Genomic DNA, 12774 nt, shown 5'->3' with positions numbered 1-12774 from the left:
GAATTAATTTTATGCTAGCAATTCGTTTGCAACGTTTGGGTCGCAAAGGTTATCCAGTATATCGCTTGGCGGTACAAGAAGCACATCGTCATCCATCAAGCGGTCGTGTAGTCGCTTATGTCGGTAGCTACAATCCACACACTAAAGAATCAAATATCCAAGTTGAATTGGCTCAGAAATATTTGGACAATGGCGCACAGCCAACACCACGCGTAGTTAAGTTATTGAAAGAAGCTGGCGTTAAGTTGCCAAAGTGGGTTAAGGAAGTCTCAGTTGATAAGCACAAAGCCATCCGCAATCCAGAAAAACTTCGCAAGAATCAACCAAAAGAAGAACCAGCTGAAGAAGTAGCTGAATAATCTGTTGAGATTGGCGATTTGACCTATAAGCCCCATCTATAAGGTGGGGTTATTTTATGGTATAATAACACTCATGAATGCCCAAAAAATACGTAGTAAATATCTTGAATTTTATAAAAAACAAGGTCACGCCGTCGTTGAGCGTGCGCCGTTGATTTTAACTAATGACCCGACGACTTTATTTACGGGCGCCGGAATGCAGCCGATGATTCCGTACTTGCTTGGTGAGGCACATCCCGAAGGTAAGAGAATTGCCGATTCTCAAACGTGTTTACGGGCGCAGGACATCGACGACATTGGCGACAATCGTCATACAACGTTTTTTGAGATGCTTGGAAACTGGAGTTTGGGCGACTATTTTAAGGAAGAACAAATTGGCTGGATGTGGACGTTTTTGACTGAGGAAATTGGTCTTGATCCGCAGAGATTGTATGTAACGTGTTTTATTGGTGCGCCGGAATATAATATTGAGAAAGATGTTGAAGCGGCTAAACTGTGGCAGAAAAAGTTTGCAGAAAAGGGCATTGATGCAAAAATGGCGGATATCGGCAGCGAAGAGCAGGGAGCGGCGCGTGGTGTAAATCCAGGTGAAAGAATTTTCTTTTATGACGGCAGTAAAAACTGGTGGAGTCGTAATGGTGGTCCAGAAACTACTCCGGTTGGTGATCCGTGTGGTCCGGATAGTGAGATGTTTTATGAGTTTGATTTCATTGAGCATGATCCAAAATTTGGTGAAAATTGTCATCCGAACTGCGATTGTGGTCGATTTATGGAGATTGGTAATAACGTATTTATGGCATATAAAAAAGTTGCCGAGGGTAAATTTGAGCCACTTGATAAGCCAAATATTGACCATGGATCTGGACTTGAGCGAATCGCAGCTGCAGCAAATAATGATCCTGACGTCTTTAAGATTAGCTTGCTCTGGCCGATTATTGAAAAGCTGCAAGATCTGAGCGGCAAGGATTACACTTCACATACCGAAAGTATGCGAGTGATTGCTGATCATTTGAGGGCTGCGACGTTTATGGCGGTTGATGGGTGTGTGCCAAGTAATAAAGAGCAGGGCTATGTGATGCGTCGTCTGCTCCGTCGGGCAATTCGCTATAGTTTTGATTTGGGTATCGAGCAGAATTTCCTGCAAGAAGTTGTGCCGACGATTGCTGATTTGTATGAAGCCGATTTTCCAGAGGTGAAGAATAATCGCGATAATATAATTTCCGTCCTTGTTAAGGAGGAGAAAGCTTTTCGCCAGACTTTGAGAAAAGGTTTGCGACAAATGCAGCGCTATATTGACGATGGCTTGACTGGTGAAGAATTGTTTACTTTGTACGACACTTTCGGTTTTCCGGTGGAACTCAGTACGGAAGAGGCTTATAAACAAGGAATTAAACTTTCGGACAATTGGCGCGATGAATTTGCTAAGAAAATGGATGAGCAGAGGCAGCGCTCTAAGACGGCTCGCAAGGGGCAATTTAGCGGCGGTTTGGAAGGTCATGACTCTATTCATCTGAAATATCACACGGCGACACATTTATTGGGTGCGGCGTTACGCAAGGTTTTGAATGCGCCAGATTTACAGCAGCACGGAAGCAATATTACCGCCGATCGATTGCGCTTTGATTTCAATCACGATAAATTGACGCCAGAAGAAAAACAGGCGGTCGAAGATCAAGTTAACGCTTGGATTGATGAAGATTTGCCAGTTGGTTTTGCTGTTTATCCAACAGACGAGGCACTAAACATGGGTGCAATTGGCGCGTTCGGCGAGCGTTACGGCGACGAAGTTAAGGTGTATTCTATTGGCAAGGGTGATAATATTGTCAGCTTTGAAGTTTGTGGCGGTCCACACGTCGAACATACTGGAATTTTGGCTGAAGATGGCAAGCGATTCAAAATCACCAAAGAAGAATCTAGTTCGGCTGGAATTCGTCGAATCAAGGCTGTTTTAAGATAGATAATTAACTGTTGCTCTAAAATCACAAGCGTTATATAATATTTCTTATATGGCATTGAAAGACATGTTGAAGAAGTCTGATAAAGATAGTCGTGAACTATTGGTTAGCTTAGATATTGGTACGGAAGTGGTTAAGGCGTTAATCGCTGAAGTTAAAGACAACGAACTGAAGATTATTGGCGTTGGGCGAAAACAGCAGGAAATGGGCGATATGCACAGCGGTGCGATTGCTGATATTGCTGGGGTTGTAGCGAATTGCGAGGAGGCTCTGTCTGAAGCTGAAGATCAAGCTGGCGTTCAAGGTAAGCGAGTTGTTATCGGCATTGCGGGCGAATTAGTTAAGGGCGTTACGAATACTATTCGCTATCGCAGGCCGCAGCCAAATAAGCCACTAGACATTGCCGAGATGGAGTTCATCATTGAGAAAGTTCAGGAGCGGGCTCAAGGAAAGGCTCAGGCTCAAATTGCACTGGAAACCGGCAATGAGGATGTTGAAGTGAAGCTGGTCAACTCAGCGCTGGTGAGTATCCATATTGATGGCTATAAAGTTTCGAATCCGATTAGTTTTCAGGGGCGAGATGTGGCGGTGCAGATTTACACGGCGTTTGCTCCGATGGTTCATATTGGCGCGCTGGAGAAGATTGCGGACGAGCTTGCACTGGATTTGGTAGCTGTGGCCGCCGAGCCATTTGCGGTGAGTAGGAGCGTTTTGGGGTCAGATACGGATAGCAATTTCACGGCGATTCTAGCAGACATTGGTGGTGGCACGACGGATATTGCAGTTGTTAATGACGGCGGAGTCGAAGGCACAAAGATGTTTGGTATTGGTGGACGAAGTTTCACTAGAACTATTGCGGCTGACCTGGATTTAAGCTTCAAAGATGCAGAAAAGTTGAAGCTTAATATCGATAATGAGAATTTGAAGCCTAGCGTAAAGAAAAAAGTTGACGCGGCGATCGACAAGACTTTGGAGGTTTGGCTATCAGGCGTTGAATTGGCGCTGAGCGATTTTGATAATGTCGATTATTTGCCGAATAGGATTTTACTGTGCGGCGGCGGATCGAGCTTGCAGAAAATTACTGAAGCTCTGAAAACTCGACGCTGGCCAGAGGATTTGCCTTTTACTAAGAAACCTGTGGTTCAGTATATCAATCCAAGTGATATTACAGGGATAATTGATGAAACTGGAGATATTAGCGATCACACATTTGTAACCGCAATGGGCTTGTTGCGAGTTGGATATGATACAATTATCGGTAGTCAAGACGGTAATAGTTTAGTTGAAAAAGTAAATAGGTTGTTAAAGATTTAAAATGAATAAAGACGTTATTTATATCGATGTAGAAGACGACATTACGACGATAATTAGTAAGATTAAGGCGTCGAAAGAGCGAATTATTGCGTTAGTGCCGCCTCGAAGAATTGGTGTTTTACAGAGTGCAGTCAATATTCGATTACTAGCTCGGGCGGCAACTTCGGCGGATAAGAGAATTGTATTAATCACGAATGATTCGGTTTTGGCTGGATTAGCGGCAACGGCGAAAATTCCTATTGCAAAAACACTTCAGAGCAAGCCAGAAATTGCGGAGATTCCAGTCCTGAAAGTCGATGACGACAATGATGTGATTGATGGCGGCAAGCTGGCGGTTGGAGATATGGCGGATTCCGCGAAAAGATCAAAGAAATCTGATGAAGATTCTGCCGTAGATAATGTTATAGCTGACGCAAACAAGAAGGAGTCTAAGGGGTTGGACTCTCTGAAAAAGATGGTTAAAAAACCAAAAGTCCCTGATTTTAATACATTTCGTAAGAAGTTCTTATTGATTGGAGGCGGCGCCTTACTTTTGATCGTATTTTTGGTTTGGGCAATTTGGTTTGCGCCACACGCTACGATTATTATTTCAGCAAAGACGACCAGTGTGACAGTCAGTGATACTGTCAACTTAAATGAAACAGCCACTACAAGCGCAAAATCTAATGTCATTAAGCCTGTAAAAAAAGAATTAGCAAAGGAAGTTAGTGTTGAATTCTCTGCTACGGGCAAGAAGAATGTCGGAGAAAAAGCTACTGGAGTGGTTGTCTTTAGTAACTCGTCGTCAAGTAGTGTGACTATTTCAGCTGGTACAATCTTGAAAAATAGCGGACTATCTTATACTTTGAATTCTTCTGTGACTGTTCCAGGAGCTACGTTGGGTTGGAGCTGTCCAGGATATAAATGTCCGGGATCTGCTTCTGGGTCTATTACCGCCAGTGAGGGCGGAGCTCAGTATAATGCGGCGACTGGTAGTATGAGTATTTCGGTTGATGACATTTCTGCGTCGCTACGGTCCGCTACTAGCGGCGGTACCGATAAAACTGCGACGGTTGTGACGGCTAGTGATATAGAATCGGCAAAAAGCAAGCTGAGCGAAAAGAAGATTGATGGATTAAAAGAGCAGTTGTTGTCATCATTCGGCGATTCGGCAACGGTTATAATGGAAAGCTACGTTGAAAATCGATCAGATCCTAGCTCGAGTGTGGCTGTGGATGGCGAGGCGACTGGAGCTGTAACTCTGAAATCTACAATTACCGCCAGCGCGTTGGCTATTGATAAGAATGAGCTAAAAAACTTTGTGGAAGCAAAGCTTAAAGAGGAGATTTCTGGTAAGAAGTCGCAGAGAATTTATGACAATGGAGTAAGCAAGGTTGCGTTCTCGCAATTTTCTAGGGCGCATAATACGCAGACTGTGCGCTTAACTACGAATGGCAAGGTTGGTCCAGATATTAAAGAAGCGAACGTAAAGGATCAAGCCAAAGGCAAGAGTTACGGAGAGGTTCAGTCTGCTATTGAATCTATCGAAGGCGTTGAAGATGTCGATGTTAAATTCTCGCCATTTTGGGTTAAATCTGTTCCAAAGGATATCAATAAGATTAATGTCGAATTTAAGATAAAAGATGTCAAGTAAAAATTTTTTAGCGCTGGATGTTGGATCTCGGCGAATTGGTTTGGCTATGGCGGATTCGCAAGTGAAAATTGCCGTGCCGTTTGGCTGGTTGGAGAATAATGAAAATATTGTCCAGGAAATAACAGAGCTGGTATTGAGGCATGATATCGATACGATCGTAGTGGGCTATCCACGAAATCAATCCGGTGAACCAACGAAGCAGACGGAATTTGTGGAAGAGTTTGTTAAGCAATTTGAAGACATTGAGCTTGACACAGAGATTGTTTTTCAGGACGAATCTTTAACAAGTGTACAGGCTGAGCAGAGATTGGGGAATAAAATTAAAGATAAGGGCGAGATTGATGCGGAGGCTGCTAGCATAATTTTGCAGGATTTTTTGGAGGAGAATTATGAAAATTCGTAAACAACGTATTTGGCTATTGGTGCTGTCAATAGTTGTGGCTATCACTGGAATTGGCGCTCTCGGGGCAACAGTGTGGTATAAGCAGATGCTTTCTCCTGTCGACGTAAATAGCCAGCAAACCTTCAGAATCAATATTAAAGAAGGTATGGGATCTAGTGATATTGCCAAAACTTTAGAGGATAATAAAATTATCAAAAACTCTTTAGCTTTTTCTATCTACACAAGGCTCCACAACTCAGCGAGTAAATTTAAGGCTGGCGTTTATTCTGTAAAAGCTTCACAATCTGTCGATGAAATAATTAATCATTTGACCAGTGGTAAAACTGATGAGATTGCTATAACATTTTATCCTGGATCGACTTTGAATAAAAAAATAAAGAATTCTGATAGCAGAGAGGTTGAATCTGTGTTGCTTAAGGCGGGATTCTCGGATGATCAGATAAAAAAGGCATTTACTGCTAAGTATGACAGTCCAGTTTTTGTGGGTAGACCGGAAAATGCTGGGCTTGAGGGGTATATTTACGGTGAAACATTCTATATTTCCCCAGACGAAACCGCAGAACAGGTTTTGCAGCGCTCAATTGATCATTTGGAGAAAATTGTTAAGAAATATAATCTGGAGGAGAAATTTAAAGCTCGTGGACTGACCCTATATCAAGGGATAACACTAGCGTCGATTATTCAGCGCGAATCGATTGGCTGCGGGTCTGGTGCGGCAACTTGCGAGGATCAGCGTAAGATTGCTAGTGTATTTTACAATCGCCTGAAAGCCAATATGCCGTTGGGTTCTGATGTAACATATCAATATATTGCTGACAAAACAGGGGTAGAGCGCTCACCAAACCTTAAATCGCCATATAATACACGCATTCAAAAGGGCTTAACTCCTGGACCAATCGCTTCGCCTAGTTTGAGTGCGTTGAATGCCGCAGCTGACCCGATAAACTCTGATTATCTATATTTCCTGAGCGGCGACGATGATATTACGTATTTTGCGAAAACCAACGAAGAGCACGAGGCTAATGTCAAGGCTCACTGTCAAAAGAAGTGCCAGATTTCTTGACAAAAACGCATTTTATAAAATTTATTGACTTTATTGTCAATGTTGTGTAAAATAGATGTTAGATCATTTGTCTAATTTATCAAACAGGGGTGAATTACGATAAATGACCTGCCAAAATTGTCGCTACGGATATAGCAAAACTAATGTAGAATAATAATAATCAATTAGGTCGACAACATATCCTGTTCTATTGCGAGAAGAAAGACAATTTGGTAGAAGTGCTGATGGTAACATCAACGCAAGGAGAACGATTATTCGTAACCATTTTACATCTCTTCGGAGTAAAAAACGTAAACTGCAATCATTTGCAATCTACGGTGGAATATTTTTATTGACTATATCATTTTTGGTCTACGGTAATAGCGGTAGTAATGTATCCGCTGAAAGATCAAAAACTTTGGCATCATCTGAAGCTACTGGTGTTTCATCGGTATCTAAGTCTGCTAAGTCTAAAACAGCTTCAGTAGATGAATTAACGGCAGCTAATGCTGTAACTAACTTGGCGGAAACGGCGGAATTGCCTTCAGCTGGTGACTTGCGCGAGTCTGAAACTTCACTAACAATTAAGAAGAACCTTTCTCAGAATGATGCAGAAGTTATAACAAAACCTGATATCGTTAAGCCGGACACTTCGGCGGCGCGTGGCATTTCGTCTTATGTAACCAAAGAGGGTGATACGATGGAGTCTATTGCTAAGAAGTTTAAGATTTCGTCTCAGACTCTTCGTTGGGCTAATAATACAACTTCGGACGCTGTAGAGCCAAATAAGACCCTAGTCGTACCTCTTGTTGATGGTGTTGTCTATACTGTTAAAGATGGTGATACTGCCCAATCTCTGGCAGAAAAGTATAAGACGAGTGCTGAGCGCGTCGTTCTGTATAATGACATTGATGATGGTGCGAAGTTGTCTACTGGCTCTAGGATTGTGTTGCCTGGAGGTGAGCTTCCAGAAAATGAGCGACCTGGTTATGTTGCTCCACGAAGTAGGTCGTACGGAAATCAATACTCTTCGGCATCATCTACTACGAGCGCGAGTCGAAGTTGGTTGACTGCTTCTGTCGGTAACCGATATGCGGCCGGTAACTGTACATGGTATGCATACGAGCGTCGTTTACAGCTTGGTCGTCCGATTGGTAGTTTCTGGGGCAATGCTAATACTTGGGCCACAAGTGCTCGTGCCGCTGGATTCGTAGTTAATAATACGCCAGCACCTGGTGCAATATTCCAGACTACTGCCGGATATTATGGTCACGTTGGTATTGTCGAGCGAGTTGAAAACGGTGTGGTTTACGTTAGCGATATGAACTACGCAGGTTATGGAATAATTACTCACCGCACACTCAACGGCGCAGGCGGTTATCTATATATCCACTAGAACTAGTTAATATTAGCACCTCCGCTATCTCTCGGGGGTGCTTTTTGGTATACTAAAGATATGTTTGTAGATATTGCAAAAGTTTTAGTGCGCGCCGGTAGAGGCGGTAATGGTGTAGTCAGTTTTCGTCATGAGAAATATGTCGATAAGGGAGGTCCCGATGGCGGTGATGGCGGTCGTGGTGGTGATATTGTTTTCTTGGCGACGAAGGATCTTAATACACTTTTGAATTTTAGATATAAGCCGGAGCTTAAAGCTGAAAAGGGTGGTGATGGCGGAAAACGTAATAAACGAGGAAAAAGTGGTGCGCCGCTAATCGTTAAAGTGCCGATGGGTACCCTAGTGAAGCGCGACGGTATGATAATTGCGGATTTGACCGAAGATCAACAACGGGCAGTGGTGGCTCGTGGGGGAGATGGTGGATTTGGAAATGCACACTTTACGTCTAGTACGCGCCAAACACCTAAAATTGCTGAACTTGGTGAGGCTGGCGAGGAATTCGAGGCAGAGTTGGAATTGAAATTATTGGCCGATGTTGGTTTGGTTGGCTTTCCGAACGCTGGTAAGTCGACGTTCCTAAGCGTGGTTTCTAATGCGCGTCCAGAGATTGCTAATTATGAATTTACGACTTTGACGCCTAATTTGGGAGTTGCTGATGTTGACGATGGGTCGATTTTGATTGCTGATATTCCGGGGTTGATTGAAGGTGCATCAGAAGGTAAAGGTTTGGGTGATCAATTTTTGCGCCATGTCGAGCGAACGGCCGTGCTGCTTCATATGATTGATGTGTATAGCGATGATCCGGCGGAGAAATATCAGGCAATTCGTCGCGAGCTGGAAAAATATTCTGAATCATTGGCGGAGCGCCCAGAGATAATAGCGCTAACCAAATGTGAAGGCTTGGATGACGAGATTATTGCTATGCAGTCGACTGCCCTTCAAAAAGTAGCTAATGGCGCGCCGGTCGTGGCGATTTCTTCCCAGACGCACGACGGAGTGACTGAGCTTCTACGAATGTTGCGCGATGAAGTTGCTAAATATCGAGAGCGTGAAGCTGATGTTGTTGATGAAAAAGAGGAAGATTTGCCGACAATTTCGTTGGACGATCAGGTTGTTTCTGATGCTTGGTCTGTAAGGCGTGTTTCTGACGCTGAATCTAATGAGACTGACGATGAAGATGAGAATATTGAGTTTATTGTTACGGGCGCTAAGATTGAAAAATTTGCTCGTCGAACTAACTTTGATCAGTTTGAATCTGTTAATCGCTTGCGAGATATTATGCGAAAAATGGGAATTACTCACGAATTGTTGCGTCAAGGAGCGATTGGCGAAAGTCTGATTCAGATTGGCGAGTCTATGCCGTTTACGTTGGTCGAGCAATAGATTTTGCTGGTGTAAATTAGCGTGAGCTTGATGGTATAATATAAATATGGCGCAAACGTTTTTCTTCTACGACCTTGAAACTAGCGGTCTTAATCCTCGACAAGATCGAATTATGCAATTTGCCGGTCAGCGAACCGATATGGATTTGCAACCGATTGACGAACCGTATAACATTCTCGTGACACTAAATGACGATACGCTGCCGAGTCCTGATGCGTTGATGGTGACGGGCATAACGCCGCAAAAAACTGTCGAAGAAGGCTATACTGAGGCTCAATTTGCGCGTATGTTAAGCGAGGAAATATTTACGCCTGATACGATTGCTGTTGGTTTTAATAATATCCGTTTTGACGACGAGTTTATTCGTCATTTGTTTTGGCGGAATTTTTACGATCCATACGAGTGGACTTGGAAAGACGGTCGATCCAGATGGGATTTGTTGGATGTGGTGCGCTTAACCAGGGCGCTTCGACCTGAGGGAATTGAGTGGCCGATTGACGATAAAGGTGAGCCGAGCAACCGCTTGGAGCTCATCACGAAAGCCAACGGAATAGAGCACGAGAACGCGCATGATGCGCTGGCTGACGTGACCGCGTTGATTGCTGTAACTAAATTGATTAAGCAGAATCAGCCGCAAATGTACGACTATTTACTGAAGATGCGCGATAAGAAATTGGTGCAGAAACTGGTGAATGTCGACGATAAAAAACCTTTTGTTTACGCGAGTGGTCGATATGATAAAGAATTTGCCAAAACGACCGTGGCTTTTCCGCTAACCACGAGTCGAAATGGTGGCGTGATTGTTTATGATTTACGCTATGATCCGACGCCGTTTGTTGATCTGAGCGTTGAGGAATTGTCAGCGAAGATATTTGCAACGTGGGAAGAAAGGCAAGCTGAGGATTTCGTTAAATTGCCAGTTAAGGAATTACAATATAATCGTTGCCCGGCAGTTTCGCCACTTGGCGTGTTGACTCAGGGCGATGGCTGGAAGAAAATTTCTCTGGATGCGGAAACTGTACAGAAGCACCAAGATATTTTACTTTCTCATCCAGATTTTGCCGAAAGGCTGCGTAGTATATTTGAGAATAGGCCAGAGTTTAAGAAAATGACCGACCCAGAAGCGCAATTATACGATGGTTTTTTGGATAATAGTGATCGAGTTCGTGTTGAAGCTGTGCGCAATGCTGGTGAGCGCGAGTTGGCTGATTTTCATCCGGATTTCCAGGATGAGCGATTATCGCCACTATTGTTGCATTATAAAGCGCGAAGTTTTCCTAATTTGCTTAGTGAAGATGAGTTGCGACAATGGGAAGAATGGCGCACTGAGCATTTACAGACGCAACTGCCGCAATTTATGAAATCTTTGCAGCGATTGGCGCCTAGTGCGACTGATGAACAGCAGTTTATTTTGCAAGAATTGCAATTATGGCTGGAGTCTGTTCTGCCTTCTGTTGACGCTTGAAATGAGGTTATGCTAAAATCAGAAAGATGGTTTCGCATAGGAAAACAAAAAATGGAGGAGCGGATGTTAATTAAGAACAGAAAGCGCGTAGTATACAGAGGGATGCTGTCCTTAGTATTTGTGTTTGCATTATCAGCATTGGCAGTTCTACCGCCTTTGGTTAGAGCGGAGGAATCGCCTAAGTATACGTGGAAGGATGTAACCGTACCAGGAGATGATGAATTTAGGGAAGCGATTATTAGTCCAGACGGGTCAAAACTTTTTGTCCTGCGAGAAGATACTAATACTGGCGATATAAAATTGTTAATCTCTGCGGATAATGGTGCAAGTTGGAATAGCTTTGCGATGCCAGACTCTGCGAATAGATTGCTAGTAAATACAGACGGGTCTAAGATGATTGTGAATGGTCGGCATGGAGAAAACTCTTTTTATATGTCAACTGATGGTGGTCGCAACTGGATAAAGTCTAGCAATGTAGACCCCGGCAATAATCATTTATTTATGAGCCCAGATGGCTCCACTCTAGCTAGGTGTGGAGATGACGGTGAAACTCCTCCGCTTTATGTTTCTACTGACGATGGTCAAACTTGGACGCAGAAGGGTAATGTTTGTCCTGAGCGCATACTTGACGGTGGAAAGATGATTGCGATAGATGGGACTCCTAGTGTAGTAAAGAGGTCTGATGATTACGGATTGACCTGGACGGACGCTGGAACTCGTGTCATCCACGATACAACCCTCATGTTCATCAGTATTAACGGTAATAGTCTATTTGATGGTCACAAAATTTCATTAGATGGTGGTGCCAGCTGGGCGCCCATTCCTGCTGAAGTTCCGACTCAGAAGGTGGATGATTATATTACGCAGACAGGAGTTAGCGATGACGGCAAGAGGCTGTTTGTCTACGTTCGACCAGCCGTCATGGATGCTTCAAATTTGCCGTATATTGTAATGTCAGTAGACGGCGGTAAAACCTGGACGTCGCAGGGTGATAATGAGGCTGGTTTTGGTAGCGTTTATTCGTCTTCGTCGGCGTCCAGAATGTTCGCAATGTTCTACGATATGACAACGGGCGCGGCTTATTATCGCCTAGCAACTCTACCGACACCTCCGCCTGTAACTCCTGGCGGTACCGGCTCGGGCGCGGGCGGAACTACCACTCCATCAACTCCCGCCACCCCATCCACGGGCTCTTCATCTTCAGGTGCTTCAATCGCCGCAACAACAACATCATCCACTTCCAGTAAAAAACCAGAAAAATTATCGTCAAAAAACCTTGCTGAAACAGGAAACTCTATTTGGCTAGTTAGTGGATTAGCTGTTGTGGCTGTCGCAGCTGGTGCGTTGGTTCTGAGAAAACGGCTGTAAAAAATTAGGTCATAGACGGAGCGAGCTTTTGAGATTCAATCTCATCATAAGGCTCGCTCTTTTTCATATTGGAAAGTAGATAAATTGATAATAAAATAAGCTCGCTTTTTTGATTTGGTGTAAAATAGCGGATTTTTCTGTTGATTCGTCGTTGCGCGATTTCGCCGGCAATGTCAATGGACTTCCAAAACAGGGCAGAAAGTGATTTTCTGAGGATAATTGCCAACGGTACGATAATTGCCCAGAAAATAACCATTAAAATTGCGGGCAGGCTGATGTTCGTGAAGGGGATTTTTCCTAGGAAAAAGAAGAAAAAAAGCTGGTCAATTACAAAAGGTGCGAGTAGTATCGCTCCGAGTGTTATAACTAAGTAAATGCCCAGCTTTCTCATAGATCTAACTGTAACAAATAAGATATTGACTTGCAATCATAAGCGTAATGTGTTTTAACTCTGAT

11 protein-coding genes are annotated in these 12774 nt (G+C 43.6%); 10 read left to right on the top strand and 1 reads right to left on the bottom strand.

Annotation, left to right across the window (positions count from 1 at the left end):
- Window positions 1-11 precede the first annotated feature (11 nt).
- The 10 genes from rpsP to LRM46_RS00215 all read left to right on the top strand — a co-directional run bounded on the left by rpsP (window position 12) and on the right by LRM46_RS00215 (window position 12318).
- Window positions 12-359: a 30S ribosomal protein S16 gene (rpsP, locus tag LRM46_RS00260; protein WP_129637183.1), complete on the top strand. Its 348-nt coding sequence runs from the start codon at window positions 12-14 to the stop codon at window positions 357-359.
- A 73-nt stretch (window positions 360-432) separates the two neighbouring features.
- Entirely contained in the window at window positions 433-2316 is a 1884-nt protein-coding gene (locus tag LRM46_RS00255) for an alanine--tRNA ligase (protein WP_243813116.1), read from the top strand.
- Between the two features lie 49 nt (window positions 2317-2365).
- On the top strand, window positions 2366-3628 hold the full coding sequence (locus LRM46_RS00250; RefSeq protein WP_243813115.1) for a cell division FtsA domain-containing protein: 1263 nt from the start codon (window positions 2366-2368) through the stop codon (window positions 3626-3628).
- 1 nt (window position 3629) lies between these two features.
- Window positions 3630-5261 carry a hypothetical protein gene (locus tag LRM46_RS00245; protein ID WP_243813114.1) on the top strand — a complete coding sequence of 544 codons (1632 nt, stop codon included), beginning with the start codon at window positions 3630-3632 and terminating at the stop codon, window positions 5259-5261.
- Complete coding sequence (gene ruvX, locus LRM46_RS00240) at window positions 5251-5664, top strand: Holliday junction resolvase RuvX (RefSeq protein WP_129631399.1); 414 nt, start codon at window positions 5251-5253, stop codon at window positions 5662-5664. Before LRM46_RS00245 ends, ruvX begins: the two co-directional genes overlap by 11 nt.
- Window positions 5651-6727 (top strand): endolytic transglycosylase MltG, encoded by a 1077-nt coding sequence (mltG, locus tag LRM46_RS00235; RefSeq protein WP_243813113.1) that lies wholly within the window; start codon window positions 5651-5653, stop codon window positions 6725-6727. The genes ruvX and mltG overlap by 14 nt, the downstream gene beginning before the upstream one ends.
- Window positions 6728-6917: 190 nt before the next feature.
- Window positions 6918-8102 (top strand): CHAP domain-containing protein, encoded by a 1185-nt coding sequence (locus tag LRM46_RS00230; RefSeq protein WP_243813112.1) that lies wholly within the window; start codon window positions 6918-6920, stop codon window positions 8100-8102.
- A gap of 60 nt (window positions 8103-8162) precedes the next feature.
- Window positions 8163-9485, top strand: coding sequence for a GTPase ObgE (gene obgE / locus LRM46_RS00225; protein WP_243813111.1), 1323 nt, complete (start codon window positions 8163-8165; stop codon window positions 9483-9485).
- A gap of 46 nt (window positions 9486-9531) precedes the next feature.
- Complete coding sequence (gene sbcB / locus LRM46_RS00220; protein ID WP_243813110.1) at window positions 9532-10950, top strand: exodeoxyribonuclease I; 1419 nt, start codon at window positions 9532-9534, stop codon at window positions 10948-10950.
- 63 nt (window positions 10951-11013) lie between these two features.
- A complete protein-coding gene (locus LRM46_RS00215; RefSeq protein WP_243813109.1) occupies window positions 11014-12318 on the top strand; it encodes a WD40/YVTN/BNR-like repeat-containing protein in 1305 nt (434 codons plus the stop codon).
- Between the two features lie 4 nt (window positions 12319-12322).
- Here the strand turns inward: LRM46_RS00215 and LRM46_RS00210 are convergent, their stop codons facing one another.
- Complete coding sequence (locus tag LRM46_RS00210) at window positions 12323-12709, bottom strand: hypothetical protein (protein WP_243813108.1); 387 nt, start codon at window positions 12707-12709, stop codon at window positions 12323-12325.
- Between the last annotated feature and the right edge of the window lie 65 nt (window positions 12710-12774).

Origin of the sequence: Candidatus Nanosynbacter sp. HMT-352 (assembly GCF_022819345.1) — a bacterium.
Lineage (GTDB): Bacteria > Patescibacteriota > Saccharimonadia > Saccharimonadales > Saccharimonadaceae > Nanosynbacter.
This window is presented reverse-complemented; position numbering and strand designations above follow the sequence as displayed.

Excerpts from the sequence above, each read along its gene's own strand:
- rpsP (WP_129637183.1), top strand. The coding sequence starts at position 12 with ATGCTAGCAATTCGTTTGCAACGTTTGGGTCGCAAAGGTTATCCAGTA.
- LRM46_RS00255 (WP_243813116.1), top strand. The coding sequence starts at position 433 with ATGAATGCCCAAAAAATACGTAGTAAATATCTTGAATTTTATAAAAAA.
- LRM46_RS00250 (WP_243813115.1), top strand. The coding sequence starts at position 2,366 with ATGGCATTGAAAGACATGTTGAAGAAGTCTGATAAAGATAGTCGTGAA.
- LRM46_RS00245 (WP_243813114.1), top strand. The coding sequence starts at position 3,630 with ATGAATAAAGACGTTATTTATATCGATGTAGAAGACGACATTACGACG.
- ruvX (WP_129631399.1), top strand. The coding sequence starts at position 5,251 with ATGTCAAGTAAAAATTTTTTAGCGCTGGATGTTGGATCTCGGCGAATT.
- mltG (WP_243813113.1), top strand. The coding sequence starts at position 5,651 with ATGAAAATTCGTAAACAACGTATTTGGCTATTGGTGCTGTCAATAGTT.
- obgE (WP_243813111.1), top strand. The coding sequence starts at position 8,163 with ATGTTTGTAGATATTGCAAAAGTTTTAGTGCGCGCCGGTAGAGGCGGT.
- sbcB (WP_243813110.1), top strand. The coding sequence starts at position 9,532 with ATGGCGCAAACGTTTTTCTTCTACGACCTTGAAACTAGCGGTCTTAAT.
- LRM46_RS00215 (WP_243813109.1), top strand. The coding sequence starts at position 11,014 with ATGTTAATTAAGAACAGAAAGCGCGTAGTATACAGAGGGATGCTGTCC.
- LRM46_RS00210 (WP_243813108.1), bottom strand. The coding sequence starts at position 12,709 with ATGAGAAAGCTGGGCATTTACTTAGTTATAACACTCGGAGCGATACTA.